11 protein-coding genes are annotated in these 15587 nt (G+C 48.6%); 8 read left to right on the top strand and 3 right to left on the bottom strand.

The window, feature by feature from the left end; all coding sequences use genetic code 11:
* The first annotated feature begins 8 nt into the window (after positions 1-8).
* Both BQ7480_RS13105 and BQ7480_RS13100 read left to right on the top strand, forming a co-directional pair.
* A complete protein-coding gene (locus tag BQ7480_RS13105; protein WP_072544033.1) occupies positions 9-545 on the top strand; it encodes an HD domain-containing protein in 537 nt (178 codons plus the stop codon).
* 191 nt (positions 546-736) lie between these two features.
* Positions 737-3388 carry a putative LPS assembly protein LptD gene (locus BQ7480_RS13100; protein WP_235816740.1) on the top strand — a complete coding sequence of 884 codons (2652 nt, stop codon included), beginning with the start codon at positions 737-739 and terminating at the stop codon, positions 3386-3388.
* Between the two features lie 2 nt (positions 3389-3390).
* Here the strand turns inward: BQ7480_RS13100 and BQ7480_RS13095 are convergent, their stop codons facing one another.
* From BQ7480_RS13095 to uvrA, 3 genes are read right to left on the bottom strand one after another with little or no spacing between them, the layout of a single operon-like run.
* Positions 3391-4128, bottom strand: coding sequence for a nucleotidyltransferase family protein (locus BQ7480_RS13095; protein ID WP_072543218.1), 738 nt, complete (start codon positions 4126-4128; stop codon positions 3391-3393).
* The gene (locus tag BQ7480_RS13090; protein WP_072543217.1) at positions 4125-5555 is read right to left on the bottom strand and encodes a RapZ C-terminal domain-containing protein; all 1431 of its coding nucleotides are present in this window, start codon (positions 5553-5555) and stop codon (positions 4125-4127) included. The genes BQ7480_RS13095 and BQ7480_RS13090 overlap by 4 nt, the downstream gene beginning before the upstream one ends.
* A gap of 12 nt (positions 5556-5567) precedes the next feature.
* Positions 5568-8345, bottom strand: a complete 2778-nt coding sequence (gene uvrA / locus BQ7480_RS13085; protein ID WP_072543216.1) for an excinuclease ABC subunit UvrA — start codon at positions 8343-8345, stop codon at positions 5568-5570.
* Positions 8346-9016: 671 nt separating this feature from the next.
* Between uvrA and BQ7480_RS13080 the strand changes: the two genes are divergently transcribed.
* From BQ7480_RS13080 to BQ7480_RS13055, 6 genes are all read left to right on the top strand, one after another.
* Positions 9017-9529, top strand: a complete 513-nt coding sequence (locus BQ7480_RS13080) for an RNA polymerase sigma-70 factor (RefSeq protein WP_072543215.1) — start codon at positions 9017-9019, stop codon at positions 9527-9529.
* Positions 9530-9592: 63 nt separating this feature from the next.
* A complete protein-coding gene (locus tag BQ7480_RS13075) occupies positions 9593-10414 on the top strand; it encodes a FecR family protein (protein ID WP_072543214.1) in 822 nt (273 codons plus the stop codon).
* A complete protein-coding gene (locus BQ7480_RS13070) occupies positions 10411-12987 on the top strand; it encodes a carboxypeptidase-like regulatory domain-containing protein (protein ID WP_072543213.1) in 2577 nt (858 codons plus the stop codon). Before BQ7480_RS13075 ends, BQ7480_RS13070 begins: the two co-directional genes overlap by 4 nt.
* A gap of 6 nt (positions 12988-12993) precedes the next feature.
* Positions 12994-13959 (top strand): DUF4249 domain-containing protein, encoded by a 966-nt coding sequence (locus BQ7480_RS13065; RefSeq protein WP_072543212.1) that lies wholly within the window; start codon positions 12994-12996, stop codon positions 13957-13959.
* Positions 13960-13990: 31 nt separating this feature from the next.
* Entirely contained in the window at positions 13991-14623 is a 633-nt protein-coding gene (locus tag BQ7480_RS13060; RefSeq protein ID WP_072543211.1) for a porin family protein, read from the top strand.
* A 177-nt stretch (positions 14624-14800) separates the two neighbouring features.
* On the top strand, positions 14801-15571 hold the full coding sequence (locus tag BQ7480_RS13055) for a hypothetical protein (protein ID WP_072544032.1): 771 nt from the start codon (positions 14801-14803) through the stop codon (positions 15569-15571).
* Positions 15572-15587 lie beyond the last annotated feature (16 nt).

The raw sequence follows: 15587 nt of genomic DNA, 5'->3' as shown, positions 1-15587 counted from the left end.
CCTTTATGATGAATCCACTTGCATTGATAGACAATTATTATCCGGTAGAAAATGAGTTGAGACACATTCTGCTGGTACACAGCCGTTCGGTGGCCGATAAGGCACTGGCCATGGCCCGAAAACATCCGGAACTGAATCTGGATTTGAATTTTATTGAGGAGGCCGCCATGTTGCACGACATCGGGATTTTCGAGACCGATGCCGATGGCATTTATTGTTTTGGTAAATATCCCTATATCTGCCATGGTTATCTGGGAGCAGAGCTGGTGGCGCGTGAAGGGTATCCGCGTCATGCCTTGGTGTGTGAGCGTCACACGGGGGCCGGACTGTCCTTGCAGGCTATTCTTAAACAGAACCTGCCGATACCTCACCGCGATATGATTCCCGTCAGCCTGGAAGAACAGATTATCTGTTTTGCCGATAAGTTCTATTCAAAGACCAAACTTGATAAGGAGAAAAGTGTGGAGAAGGCCCGTAAGAGCATCGAAAAGCATGGAGACGAAGGCCTTACCCGTTTCGATGCCTGGTGTAAACTCTTCTTATAGAACTAAAAATACATAAATAAGAAAGGGTTTGGCGTTTATTTATCGGATAATGCTTACTTTTGCACCGCATATTGCGTAAGAAAACGGTAATGACATCATTTAAAAGAACCATATATTTACTGCTATCCTTGTTTGTTTTTGGCTTTTTCTGCTCATTCTATGCCGAAGCGCAGCGTGTGAGAGGAAAACGTATGCGGGGAGGGGACCGAAATTCTGTGACAGCCGATTCTCTTCAGCGGGATTCATTGGCGATGGATTCGCTGGGAATAGATACTTTGGCCGCAGACACAGCCAAGAAGAAGGAGCCGCTGGATGCCCCTGTCATTTACGAGGCCAACGATTCCATTGTCTTTACCAAGGGAGGCTATGCGCATCTTTACGGGGAGGGAAAAGTCAATTACCAGAATATCGAACTGACTTCGGCAATCATCTCCATGAATATGGACAGTAGTACGGTCTATGCAAGAGGCGTGGCCGATACGACGGGAGTGGAGAGTGGTACGCCGGTATTCAAGGATGGAGAGACCCCGTACGAATCCAAGACTATGCGCTATAACTTCAAGACGAAGAAAGGATTCATCAACAATATTGTCACACAGCAGGGTGAAGGGTATGTAACCAGTAAGAAAGCTAAGAAAGGTGCAAATGATGAGATTTACATGGGGGAAGGGATGTATACTACCTGTGATAATCCTGATCATCCGCACTTCTATCTGAAGATGTCCATGGCGAAGGTCCGTCCCAAGAAGAATGTAGTATTTGGTCCGGCCCAGCTGGTGGTAGAGGATGTGCCTCTGCCCATTGCCGTTCCGTTCGGATTTTTCCCGTTCAACAGCAGCTATTCTTCCGGTTTCATCATGCCGACGTATGGAGATGAAATGAACCGTGGTTTCTATCTGCGTGATGGAGGATATTATTTTGCCATCAGCGACAAGATGGACTTGAAGGTGTTGGGCGAAATCTTTACGAAAGGGTCATGGGGACTTTCGGCTGCATCCAACTATAACAAACGCTACAAATACAGCGGCTCTTTCAATGCCAGTTACTTGGTGACGAAAACCGGTGAAAAGAATATGCCCGACTATTCGGTGTCGAAGGACTTCCGTATCCAGTGGAGTCACCGGCAGGATGCAAAGGCCAATCCGAACAGTTCGTTCTCGGCCAGCGTGAATTTTGCCACCAGTAGCTACGACCGTTCCAGTTTGAGCAGCTTGTACAATCCGCAGCAGTATGCCCAAAATACCAAGGCATCCAGTGTGAGCTACTCCCGTAACTTTCCGGAAATCGGTTTGAATATTTCGGGAGCGTTCAATATTACGCAGAACACGCGTGACTCTTCTTTGAGCATGACTTTACCGGATGTCAATATCTCCTTGAACCGTATCTATCCGTTCAAGCGGAAGAAAGCGGCAGGCGATGAGCGATGGTATGAGAAAATTTCTTTGCAGTATACCGGAAGTATCACGAACTCCATCAGTACGAAGGACAACCTGCTTTTCAAGACGCCGCTGACCCAGTGGGAAAATGGTATGCAGCATAAGATTCCGGTTTCGGCCACCTTCAACCTGTTCAAGTATATCAACATCGTACCTTCGTTCAATTACACTGAACGCTGGTATTTGCGGAAGGTGAAGCAGAGCTACGACCCCAGTCCGGCTTCCAATGACCATGTACGCCGCGATACCATCAATGGTTTCAACCGCGTGTACGACTATAACTTGGCGTTGCAGATGAATACCAAGCTGTATGGTATGTACAAACCGTTGTTCATGAAGAGCAAGGAAATCCAGATTCGTCACGTCTTTACGCCGACAGTCAGCTATACGTATACACCGAACTTCGGTAAGTCTCGTTATGGCTATTATGATACTTATACTTATACAGACGAAGACGGAGAGGTGCGTACGGTGGAATATTCACCGTATGAAGGGGCGGTATATGGTTATCCTGGAAAAACAATGTCACAGAATATCAGTTTCTCGGTAGACAATAATCTTGAAATGAAGATGAAGTCGGACAAGGATACCACCGGTTACAAGAAAATCAGCTTGATTGACCAGCTGGGTGCTTCTCTGTCCTACGATATGGCCAACAAGAAATGGAGCGACTTGAGCATGAACCTTCGTCTGAAGTTCCCCAATAACTATACTTTCAATATGAATGCGTCATTCGCCACGTATGCCTACCAGTTTGATGAAAATGGTAATGTGGTGGTAGGCGACCGTACAGAATGGTCGTACGGACGTTTCGGACGTTTCCAGGGATACAGCGGCTCGTTCTCTTATACCTTGAACAACGATACCTTTAAGAAGCTCTTCGGCAAGAAGGATGAGAACGAAGACAAGAACAAGAAGAAGAAGGAGGATTCGGAAGACGAGGAAGAGGATACGGAGGAAAGCGAAAATCAGAATAATAACTCCAATATGCGAAAAACGGAAAAGGCTTCTGTCGATTCAGACGGTTACTTGGCCTTTAAATTCCCTTGGAGCATCAGCTTGAGTTACAGTTATAGCATTCGCGAAGACCGTACGAAGAATATCAACATCAAGAAGATGCGGTATCCGTATTCACTGACCCATTCATTGAACGTGTCGGGTAACTTCAAGATTGGAAGCCGCTGGAACATGACGTATTCTACAGGGTATGACTTTACCACTAAGGAAATGTCTATGACCACCTTGAACATTACCCGCGACTTGCACTGTTTTAATATGAGCTGTGGGTTGGTGTTCGGCCCGTTCACTTCCTACAATTTCTCCATCCGTGCCAACTCCAGTATGCTGACCGATGCCCTGAAGTGGGACCAGCGAAGCAATACGGGTAGTGCCGTTACATGGTATTAATGTTAATGCTGTAGAAATTCTTCGGCCCGGGCCAGTGTGTCCGGTTTGCCGATGTCAATCAGTTGCAAATCTTCCTTCACGCATCCGCCGAGCAGGAGCTGCTGGCAGGTATGCAGGTAAAAATCCATGATGGGAAATTTGCCGTTCCATTGTTCTCCTTCCATATAATGAAATAATTCCGGTGAAATCACATGGATGCCGCTGAACGCATATTCGCGGTATTTTCCCGGTTCATATACCAATCCTTCCGGTTTGGTCTGCAGGGTGTCTTTGTGAATCCAGCCCCTCAGGCGGTTGTCTGCATCGAACAGCAGATAACGTGAAGTCTTGCGCGGGCTGACCAGCAGGGTGGCCAGATTCTGGCTTTTCCGGTGGAACTCGTAGACTTCTTTCAGGTTAGCATTCGACAGGATGTCCACATTGTGTACCAGGAAGGGTTCCGTTCCCGTGAAGAAAGTCGCCGCTTTCTTGATACCGCCTCCCGTATCCAGCAGCATCTCGCGTTCGTCACTGATGTGGATGGTCAGTCCGAAATCCTGGTTGGCTTTCAGGAAATCGAGAATCTGTTCTCCGAAATGATGGATGTTGATGACCAGTTCGGTAAATCCCGCTTCTTTCAGTTTGAGAATCACATGCTCCAGCATGGGGCGTCCGGCCACCGGCACCAAGGCTTTGGGCATGTGGTCGGTCAGCGGTTTGAGCCGGGTACCCAGTCCGGCGGCAAATATCATGGCTTTCATTTGGCTTTCAGTAATTGGTCTATTTGTTGTTCCCGATGAATCAGGTGTACGTTGATTTTGAACTTCTCATATAAGTGTTCAGCCGTGCGTTGTGCAGAATATACCGAGCGGTGCTGTCCGCCGGTGCAGCCGAAGCAAATCATCAGGTGTGAGAAACCCCGCTCCAGAAAACGCTGTACGTGGGCATCTACCAAGGCATCGGTATGGCGCAGGAACTCCGTGATTTCTCCGTCTTTTTCCAGAAACTCGATGACCGGTGCATCCCGTCCCGTGAGCGACTTGTACTGCTCGTAGCGTCCGGGGTTGTGTACGGCGCGGCAGTCGAACACGTATCCTCCGCCGTTTCCGCTTTCGTCTGTCGGAATCCCTTTCCGGTAGGAGAAACTCATCACTGTGACCGTCAGGTTGCGGCGGTTGCGGACAACGGCAAACTGTTTCAGTTCCGTCATGCGCTGCAATACTTCGCAGAGATAAGGATATTCCGGGAAGCCTTCCTGCAACAGCTGGCGCAGGTTCTCGATGGCGAAAGGAATGCTTTCAATGAAATGTGCCTTTTTTTCGAAATAACCGCGGAAGCCGTAAGCTCCCAGTACCTGCAGCGTGCGGAACAATACCACATGGCGCAGATGGGACAGAAATTCTGTTTTTTCGATTGGCTTGTACGGGTGAAGGGCCTCCAGGTACTCGTCTATCAGTTCCTGGCGGAGACTGTCCGGATAGTGGGCTTTTGCCTGCCAGAGGAAAGAAGCCACGTCGTAATAAATCGGCCCTTTACGTCCTCCCTGAAAGTCTATCAGGTAAGGTTCTCCGTCTTTCACCATGATGTTCCGGCTTTGGAAGTCGCGGTACATGAATACCGGTTGGGTTTCCATGCTTCCCATCAGGGTCCGGCAGAGGGCATCAAAGTCATCTTCCAGCAAATCTTCCCGGAAATCGATGCCCGTCGCTTTCAGAAAACAATATTTGAAGTAATTCAAGTCCCACAGGATGCTTCTATGGTCAAAATCTACCGCCGGATAACATTTCCCGAAATCCAGCCCTTGTGCCCCTTCAAACTGCACGCGGGGCAACAGCCGGATGACCTTTTTCAGCAGGTTCCGTTCCGTCTCGTCAAATTCTCCCGTCTCTCTTCCGTGGGCGATGAGCTGGAACAGGGAATCCGTGCCCAAATCATCCTGCAGGTAGCAGAGTCCGTCGTCGGAAACAGCATGCACTGCCGGTACGGGTAAATGCTGTGCCTGAAAATGATGCGACAGGTAGATGAAGGCTTCGTTCTCTTCACGTGAAGTACCGCACACTCCGATAAGGGAAGGGCTGCCTTTCAGACGATAATAGCTTCGGTTGGAACCGGCTCCCGGCAGTGCCTCTATGCTTTCAGGGGCATGTCCGGTCAGTCGGTTATATAGGGTTTCAAGTATTTGAGTCATGTATTTGGTGCGTTAAGATTGCGGATTGAGTTTTTCGGTCAGGTATTGCCCCGTATAGGAAGCCGCACATTGGGCTACCTCTTCCGGCGTACCGGCTACTACCAGATTTCCTCCCATGTCGCCCCCTTCCGGTCCGAGGTCGATGACATAGTCGGCACACTTGATGACATCCATGTTGTGCTCGATGATGACCAAGGTATGTCCCCGGCTGATGAGGGCATCGAAGGCCTCCAGCAGTTTCTTGATGTCGTGGAAGTGCAAGCCTGTGGTCGGTTCGTCGAACACGAAGATGGTAGGCTGTGCCTTTTCGATGCTGAGGAAGTAGGCCAGTTTTACGCGCTGGTTTTCTCCTCCGGAAAGGGTCGAAGAGGACTGTCCCAGCTTGATGTAGCCCAGCCCCACATCCTGTAACGGACGCAGTTTCTTGACAATCTTCTTCTGGTTGTGTTCCGTGAAGAACTCGATGGCCTGGTTGACCGTCATTTCCAGTACGTCGTAGATGTTTTTCCCTTCGAACTTCACTTCCAGCGTGTCGTTCTTGAAGCGTTTGCCGTGGCAAGATTCGCACTCCAGCACCAAGTCGGCCATGAACTGCATTTCTACCGTCACCGTACCTTCTCCCTTGCATTCTTCGCAGCGTCCGCCTTCCGTGTTGAACGAGAAATAGCCTGCGCTGTATCCCATTTGCTTGGCCAGCGGCTGGTCGGCAAACAGTTTCCGGATTTCATCGTACGCCTTGACGTAGGTCACCGGATTGCTTCGGGAAGATTTCCCAATCGGATTCTGGTCTACAAATTCAATGTCGTTCACCTGATGGATGTCGCCGCCCAATGAGACAAATTCGCCCGGACGTTCGCTCGACTCACTGTATTCCCGCTTCAGGGCTTTGTAGAAAATGTCGCGCACCAGCGTACTCTTTCCGGAACCGCTGACACCCGTCACCACCGTCATCACGTTGAGCGGGAAGCGTACGTCGATGCCTTTCAGGTTGTTCTCGCGGGCTCCCTTGATTTCGATGTAGTTGTTCCACGGGCGGTGGCTGGCAGGTGGGTCGATGGTTTCTTCTCCCAGCAGGTATTTCACGGTATAGCTGTCGCTGCCTTTGTGCAAGTCTTTCATGTCGCCCTGATATACCACCTGTCCACCCAGTCGTCCGGCTTTCGGACCGATGTCGATGATGTAGTCGGCTGCGCGGATGATTTCCTCGTCATGCTCCACCACTACCACCGTGTTGCCCAGCTGTTGCAGCTGGCGCAGCACCTTGATGAGGCGGGTGGTGTCGCGGCTGTGCAATCCGATGCTCGGTTCGTCGAGGATGTATAACGAGCCCACCAGGCTGCTACCCAGCGAGGTAGCCAGGTTGATTCGCTGGCTTTCACCTCCGGAAAGCGAGTTGCTCAACCGGTTCAGGGTCAGGTAGCCCAGTCCCACATCCGACAGGAAGGTCAGGCGGTTCTTGATTTCACTCAACAACCGTTGTGCCACGAGGGTGTCGTGGGCATCCAAGGTCAAGGTACGGAAAAACTCCTGCAACTGGGTAATCGGCATTTCCACCAGTTCCGAGATGTTCTTTCCGCCTACCCGCACGTAGCTGGCTTCCTTTTTCAGTCGGCTGCCATGACAAGTGGGGCAGGTCGTTTTTCCCCGGTAGCGGGCCAGCATCACGCGATACTGTATCTTGTATTGGTTTTCCTCCAGCATCTTGAAGAAAGAGTCGATGCAGACCTTCTCTCTCGGTCCGTGCCAGAGGTAATCCTTCTGTTCCTGCGTCAGTTCATAATACGGCGTGAAGATGGGAAAATCGTGGGCCGGCGCTTCCCGCAGGAACTCGTTCAGCCATTCTCCCATTTTCTCGCCCCGCCAGCAGAGCACGGCCCCGTCGTACACACTCAGTGCCCGGTTGGGGATTACCAGATGTTCATCGATGCCGATAATCTTGCCGAAGCCTTCACACGTAGGACAAGCTCCCAGTGGCGAGTTGAACGAGAACATCTGGTCGTTCGGTTCTTCAAACTTGATGCCGTCAGCCTCAAATTTTGTGCTGAACACATGCAGGCGGGTGTCGTCCGACAAGTAAAAACGGAGCATGCACGTGCCGTCGCCTTCGTACATGGCCGTTTCGGCAGAATCCGTCAGTCGGCTGATGGCATCCTTGCTGTCGTCGCAGCTCATACGGTCGACCAGCAGATACACCTTGTCGCTTTCGTGGTAGGTGTAGTCCTCAATGCGTACCATCTCGCCGTCCACCTCCAGTCGGGTGAATCCCTGCTTCATGTCCATGTCCAGCTGTTCCGCCACGGTTCTTCCGTCGCGGGGAAGGATGGGGGTCAGCACCGTGTAGCGTGTACCCTTCGGATACGACAGCATGCAGTTCACGATGTCTTCCACGCTGTCCTTCTTCACCAGTTGTCCGCTCACGGGCGAATAGGTCTTTCCCACCCGTGCGAAAAGCAGACGCAGGTACTCATAAATCTCGGTCGATGTGCCTACGGTAGAACGCGGGTTGCGGCTCGTCACCTTCTGTTCGATGGCGATGGCCGGCGGGATACCCTTGATAAAGTCACATTCCGGTTTGCTCATACGTCCGAGAAACTGGCGGGCGTAGGCAGACAGGCTTTCCACATAACGTCTTTGCCCTTCGGCATACAGCGTGTCGAATGCCAGCGACGACTTTCCCGAACCGGACAGTCCGGTAATGACTACCAGCTTGTTGCGGGGGATACGTACGTCGATGTTTTTCAGGTTATTCACCCGGGCACCCTTTATGGTAATAAAATCATTTTCTGACATGTGTCTCTTCTTGTTAGATGAACGTGCGAAGTTACGAAAAATAGCTGGAATTATCAAAGCGAATACTTCCGGACGGAAAGAAGTCTTTTACGTTTCCTTATGCGGAACCGTACGTTTTCCTTGCGCGAAACGTAGGTTTCTGCATCGGGAAACGTAGGTTTTGCGCAAGGAAAACATAGAAAGTGCTTTGAGGTGGAGAGAAAGAGGTGGGGGCGTTTAATTCTGCCAACCGATTTTTGGATTCAAAAAAAGTATCTATATTTACTCGGCCAAATAAATCTGATTGGAAAGAGGTAAACTATGAGAAGAAATCTAGTGGATATGAATCGCGTGGGTCTCCTTATTATGCTTTTAGTGGGGGGTATCGTCTTGTCTTGTTCCCGACAGGACAAGGTGGTAAGTCCCGTTTTCCGTCTTGAAGGAACCGTCATACCTGCCGACTCGTTACAGAATGGTTATGTAGTCATCCTTCTGTCACCCATTTTTCGATGCTGCGTGTACGATGGCTGAAGTTTACTCCCAGTTTGTAGACCTTTCTCGTATCGTTACTTAAAGGATGTATAAAAGAATGTTCTTGTGTTTAAATATAATAAAAGACGAGTCCTTTCATAGTGGTAAACTTTCGATTCTGAGTTTTCCTAAAAATGCGAATCTATCAATCACACTTGGACATGGACATCAATACAAAAATATTCAGAGAGCATTTCCTTCAATATTATCGCCCGCTTTGTCTGTTCGCACTTCATTACCTGAAAGATATTGATGATGCGGAAGATACGGTACAGGACTGTTTCATGGAACTGTGGAGGCGGAAGGACAGGGGAATGGACGCAAGTGGCCTTAAATCGTACCTGTACTCTATGGTGAGAAACCGCTGCATAGACATTTTGAAGAAAGATTCATTGATTGACAGCAACGTGCAGCCTTCCGACCTTGAAGAGGTCCTTTCGGACGAAGAATGTGAAGAATGGGCTTACGATGAGGCCCGTATATGGACGGCCATAGACTCTTTGCCGGAAAAGTGCAGGGAAGTGTTTCTGCTGGCCAAGAAAGAGGGGTTGAAATACGAGGAAATAGCTGTCAGAATGGGTATCTCTGTCCATACGGTGAAGAACCAGATGAGCAAGGCAATTAAAACCGTAAAAGCAGGAGTGCAAAAGGTATATCTGTTCTTTTTCGGATAATTTTTTGTTTCCGGCATAGGATTTTCTGCCGGACATTCAGTCTTATCTAAAAACACATTCCTTATGAAAGATAAAGAAGAAAGAAAACTCCAGTTTGTCCTTCGGTATTATACATACGGGAAACTGGATACCCAGAAGGCCTTGCGAAAAATGATGGGCGAGGGACAGTCCCATCCGTCTGGCAGGCGCTGGCTGTATTTTTCGGGTATAGCCGCGGCGATATTCCTTTGTATCGTGGGGTATCATACCCTGTGGGGTGGAAAGGAACCTCATACCGTGTGCATCACGGCAGAGGCAGGAGTGAGCCGGCATTTTCTGCCGGACAGTACACTGCTCATTCTTTCCCAAGGGGCTACGGTATCATACGATGCGGATACATACGGAAAAGAATGTCGGGCGGTGAACTTGTCCGGGAAGGTGTATTTTTCCGTCCGCAAGAATGTACATTCTCCTTTCCTGGCTACGAGCAACTATGCCCAGGTGAAAGTGCTGGGTACCGAGTTTGAAGTGGACGAATCCAGACAGGACACGGCTACCCGGGTGTATGTAAAATCCGGTAAGGTGGTGTTCAAGGCCCGATACGGCAAAGACGGGATTATTCTTACGAAAGACATGTGCGGCATGCTGACTCATGGCGACGAAATGCCGGTGGTGAGCCGTCCGGCCTTTCCAAATCCGTCGGCATGGGCGACAGGTAAATTCGTTTACCGGAACACCCCGATTGAAGAGGTACTCAAAGAACTGTCCCTCTATTATGGCACACCCCTGTATTCGTCGGCACATTACCGGACGATTACCGGAGAGTTCAAGACGGATAACCTGGAGGAAATCATCACGTTGATTGAAAAGACACTGGATATAAAAATCACAAAGAAAAGCAGATGAAGACACGCATCCTACCCTTATTTTTTCTGGCTTCTTTGATGAATGCCTTATCCCTGTATGCACAGCATCGGGTCACAATTGAAGACCTGATGGAACAGGTGAAACAAGTATATCCGGTCAGCTTTGTGTACGATGCTTCTATCAAGCTCGACATTCCCTATGCCGGTAAGCATCTCGATATGCACAGCCTGGAAAGTGCCCTTGCTACCCTGTTCGAGCATACGGGTATCCAATGGGAAGTGAACGGCGAGTATGTGATACTTAAAAAACAATCTTCTTATACGTTAAGCGGATACGTCTATCAGGAAAACGGAGAGACGGTCATCAATGCCACCGTGTGGGATATGACCTCCCATACGGGGACACTGACCAACGAGCATGGCTTTTACAGCCTGACCTTGAGTGAAGGAACCCACAAAATCCGATTCTCGCACATCGGTAGCGGAGAACTGATGGAAGAGATTACGTTGAAGGGAAATAAAACAAAAAATATTTGGCTGAAATCGGATTACCGAATCGAGGAGGTGGTCGTGACCGCCGATTTGAATTCTCCTTTATACACCACCCAGACAGGGAAGGTATCGCTTACGGCAAAGGATTTTGTGAACGGAAACAACTTTATGAGTTCGCCCGATGTGGTGAAGAAACTTCAAAGTCTCTCGGGAGTAGCCAGCGGGACGGAACTTATCTCCGGATTGTACGTGCATGGCGGCAACAACGATGAAAACCTGTTTCTGCTGGACGGTACTCCCTTGTATCAGGTGAACCATGCCGGAGGACTGTTTTCTGCATTCAATACAGACATTATCAAGAATATCGATTTCTATAAGAGTGGCTTCCCGGCCCGTTACGGCGGACGGCTTTCTTCGGTGGTCGATGTACGTACCAATGACGGAAACATGAAGGAGTACCGGGGCAGTTTCACGCTGGGACTACTGGAAGGAAGAATACAGTTTGAAGGACCGATTGTGAAGAACCGTACTTCGTTCAATGTGGCCCTGCGTCGTACGTGGATGGACCTGCTCACGGCTCCGGCTCTCGCCATCATAAATTCCAGTCGTCGGAACAAGCAGAATCTGCGGTATGCGTTTCATGACTTCAATGCAAAGGTAACCCATATCTTTTCGGAAAAAAGTCGTGCGGATGTCAGCCTTTATTCGGGAAATGACCTTTTCAAGTTCAGGCATAAAGAATACCTGTTTGACCCGGAGCCGACCAATATAGACAAGTTCACTCTACAGTGGGGAAACTTCACTGTATCTGCCAACTGGAAATACATTTTCTCGCACAAGATGTTTGCCAATCTTACAGGGGTTTATACCCATAATCAGTCGAACTTCAATTACCTGAGTGAAGAGCGGTTGGGGTATATTGAAGGAACGAAGGGAGCCATTGTGAAAGAGCAACGCAATCGTTCCACCATCCATGATTTCGGCTACCGGATGGAGTTTGACTATCGCCCGAATGTGTGGAATCACATCCGTTTCGGCTCCAACTATATGCGCCATCTTTTTGTGCCCCAGAATTATTATTCCAAGTATGACGATGCTTCTCAAAATGCGCTGACCGACCAAATCATCAGCCGGTACAGGAGCAATGAATTCACGCTTTATGCAGAAGATGACCTGTCGGTAGGTAAACACGTGAAGCTGAATGGAGGGGTACATTACACGCTGTTTGGCATATCGGGTACGAAATATCATTCGATAGAGCCGCGTGCGGCAATCCACCTCAGGTTGTGCGACAATGCCAGTCTGAAGGTTTCGTACACGGAGATGAGCCAGTTCATGCACCAGCTTTCGGCCACTTACCTGAACCTGCCCACTGATTATTGGGTGCCTTCCACCGCGCACATTACACCGATGAAATCGCAGCAATATGCCGCAGGAGTCTACGGCAGACTTCCGTATGGCATCCGGTGGAGCTTGGAGGGATTCTATAAGACCATGGACAACCTGATAGAATATGACGGCAGCAGTGGCATGCTTAACCCGGCGGCAGACCGGTGGGAGAACGAGGTGAGAACCGGAAAAGGAAGAGCCTACGGAATGGAGACCGATATCAGTTACAGCAATGGGAAGACCTCGGTCGATGCCTCCTACACCTTGTCGTGGAGCAAGCGGTATTTCCCGGACTTCTATCCTGCATGGTATCCCGACAAGTTCGACAACCGGCATAAATTTTCCGTTCATATCTCGCATAAGTTCAATGACCGGATCGATGCATACGCCTCGTGGAACTATCGGAGCGGGAACCGTATTACCCTTCCGTCGCAACAGGTGGATGCTCCTGTCCTACCAGGAGTGGAAAGAACAAATGAAGGGATGCTGGTGTATGAAATGCCCAACAATGTCTCCCTTCCGGCCTATCACAGGTTGGATGTAGGGATTAACTTCCGTAAAACCACGAAAAGAGGGTTCGAGCGCATCTGGAATGTCAGCCTGTATAATGCGTATTGCCGGATGAACCCGCTTTATGCCACCGTACAGCAAAATCCGGACGGTACGTTTGTGGGGAAAGCTCATGGGGTGTTTCCTGTCATACCGTCCTTCAGTTATACACTTAAATTTTAAATTCGTATGAGATACAGAATGTGGTTTATCCTCTTAGGAGTCTTTGTATGCCAGTCGTGTACGCACGATTTCAGTCTGAAAGAAATGGGTGCCGAGAGCAAGGCCGTGCTTTTCTGCATGCCTTTTACGGGGAGTGATACGACCTTGATACAAGTGGCCCGGAGTCGGGTGATTCACCGCCAGGAGACAAGTACAGACGGCAAGCCTACGCTGGTGTTCAAGCTGAACGGAGAGGAGAAAGCGGTAAAATACACGGAAACAGCTACCGGTTTGCTTCCGGCTCAGTCGTATTATGTGTTGGGCAGACTGAAAGAAGATGACCGTATCGAGATGGAAGTTTCGTATCCCGATTTGCCGCTTGCCAAGGCACAAACGGTGATACCGAGGTCGTTCCCACTGGATAAACTGGAGGTGGTGCTGACAGACGGCAATTATGGCAGGGGCATACAGTTTCGCGTTTCTTTCACCGATACGGCCGGTACGGAAGATTATTATGGGATGAGAGTCATTAAGAAGAAAAAGACGGTGTATTCGATTCCTGAAATGCGGGATACCATACAGTATATGCCTGTAGACCTTGATCTGGAAAAGGAACCGTTGCTTTCAGAAAAGACCGGATTTGATGATGTGTTCGATATTTCGAAAGAGTATTACCGCTATCTGTATTGTTGGGATGACAGCAAGATAGAGGGGAAGAGTTATGTGCTGAAGGTGGGTACATATTACGATCCAGGTTATGAAGATGAAGAGCAAAAGGAAACCATCGCCTATAAAATCTATTTGTACAAGCTGTCGAAAGAAATGTACACTTACCTGCAAGCACTCAATCGTATCCAAAACAATGATTTGGGAAAATATGGATTGGCTCCCATCCGCAGCCATTATACCAATGTGGAAAACGGCATCGGACTTTTAGGAGGATGCAATGTGTACGAAAGCGATTGGATAAGCTCTCCGAAAGAAAAAGAATGATGATTGATAATGAATTAAAAACCATAAGATTATGAAGACAAGATTTTTACTTACGCTGGCAATATGCGCGTCGTTGTTTGCCTCGGTGCAGGCACAGGAATTCAGGTACGGACTTTCAGGAGGATATAATTATCACTCCACCAAGGGGAACATGCCTAAATCCGGTTTTCATGCCGGGTTGAAAGGGGAATATGCCTTCCGTGAGGCGGCGAAAGGGTTGTATGTGGATATGGGACTAATGTTTTCCTCCTACGGCTGGAAAAGCCCTTATTATTATGTGATGAACGAAAATACTTACGAATATGAAAGTACGCCTTATTATCTTCATATTCCCATTCACTTAGGTTATAAACTGAAGGTCGGGAAGAATGTCAGTCTGTTTCTGGATGCCGGTCCCCACTTCAATGTCGGTCTGTTCGGTCAAATGAAGCAGATAAGCAGCAGGCTCGGAGAAGCGGATGTCGTCAAGACGGTTTCTTCTAATGTGTTTAAGGACGGAACGATGCCCCGCTTCGACTGGGGAGTGGGCTTTCGTGCCGGAGTGGAGATAGCCCGCCATGTACAGGTAGCCATAGGATATGACTGGGGTCTGAAAAAGACTTATCAGAATAATCCCGATACCAAGTTCAGGACGTTCGTGGCTTCCTTGACGTATTATTTTTAATTATCCGCTCCGTAAATGGTAACTGCAATGAAAAATAAAAGTAAAATAGGATTTGTATTGATATGGGGCGCTGTAATTCTTTTTTTATCCAGTTGTGCAAGTTTAACCTGCAATCCATATAGCCAGAATGAAAAAATTAAAGTAACTTTGAAGTGATTGCTTTTAAATGTTTGAATGATGAAATCGGTACTTGTGTTTCTTATGCTTTTAGGACTGTCCTGTACGCAGGTTTTCGGACAAGAAAGTATCAAAAAAGATACGATAAAACTTGATGCAGGGTTGGGAAAAGATGGGGGTGAGGGACTCCTGTCCATTGACCCGTCCATGGATAGAGTGAAAATAAAGGGGCATGGAGAAAATCTGGAAATAAAGCCGGATTCAGCAGGAAACTTTGATCCTAAGTTGAAGAAACCTTTTTACATCCCGTCCTATTATGTGAACCCTTCTCCCATGTTTTTGGGAGACTATCAGGCATACGGGCGGTTTGCCCCTTATTTCTATGGGGAAGGTATGCAGACTACCTTGCCTGGTATCGGTAGGGTGAATCGGCTGGGGTGGGTGTACCAGCGGCAAATCAATGATTTTTTGGAGGTGTATGCGGGAATCAATGCCACAAAATATACTTTACCTTATAGTATCGGTCAGTCGTTCGGGGTGTCTGGTGCTATGACGTTTCGTCCCATGGATAAATTCCATCTGACGATATTTGGTGCCTATAGTCCGGATAACAGATACAATTTCAACAATACCTATTATGGAGCCACCATAGGCTACGACTTTACAGAGCGTTTGGGAGTGGATGTAGGGGTACAAAGGTTTTATGATTCACGGACAGGATGGGAAACGATGCCGGTAGTGGTGCCTTCTTATAAATTCAAAAAGTTCAAGTTAGGGGTAGACGTGGGAGGCTTGTTTTATGAGGGGATGCGGAGTATCATCCACAAATAAAAGCTTTTTGTGATTC

The organism is Bacteroides mediterraneensis, from assembly GCF_900128455.1.
Classification (GTDB): Bacteria; Bacteroidota; Bacteroidia; order Bacteroidales; family Bacteroidaceae; genus Phocaeicola; species Phocaeicola mediterraneensis.
The sequence above is the reverse complement of the archived record's forward strand: the minus strand, read 5'-3'. Positions and strand labels throughout refer to the sequence as shown.

Coding starts and splice junctions, on each gene's coding strand:
- BQ7480_RS13105 (WP_072544033.1), top strand. CDS start 9: ATGAATCCACTTGCATTGATAGACAATTATTATCCGGTAGAAAATGAG.
- BQ7480_RS13100 (WP_235816740.1), top strand. CDS start 737: ATGCGGGGAGGGGACCGAAATTCTGTGACAGCCGATTCTCTTCAGCGG.
- BQ7480_RS13095 (WP_072543218.1), bottom strand. CDS start 4,128: ATGAAAGCCATGATATTTGCCGCCGGACTGGGTACCCGGCTCAAACCG.
- BQ7480_RS13090 (WP_072543217.1), bottom strand. CDS start 5,555: ATGACTCAAATACTTGAAACCCTATATAACCGACTGACCGGACATGCC.
- uvrA (WP_072543216.1), bottom strand. CDS start 8,345: ATGTCAGAAAATGATTTTATTACCATAAAGGGTGCCCGGGTGAATAAC.
- BQ7480_RS13080 (WP_072543215.1), top strand. CDS start 9,017: ATGGACATCAATACAAAAATATTCAGAGAGCATTTCCTTCAATATTAT.
- BQ7480_RS13075 (WP_072543214.1), top strand. CDS start 9,593: ATGAAAGATAAAGAAGAAAGAAAACTCCAGTTTGTCCTTCGGTATTAT.
- BQ7480_RS13070 (WP_072543213.1), top strand. CDS start 10,411: ATGAAGACACGCATCCTACCCTTATTTTTTCTGGCTTCTTTGATGAAT.
- BQ7480_RS13065 (WP_072543212.1), top strand. CDS start 12,994: ATGAGATACAGAATGTGGTTTATCCTCTTAGGAGTCTTTGTATGCCAG.
- BQ7480_RS13060 (WP_072543211.1), top strand. CDS start 13,991: ATGAAGACAAGATTTTTACTTACGCTGGCAATATGCGCGTCGTTGTTT.
- BQ7480_RS13055 (WP_072544032.1), top strand. CDS start 14,801: ATGAAATCGGTACTTGTGTTTCTTATGCTTTTAGGACTGTCCTGTACG.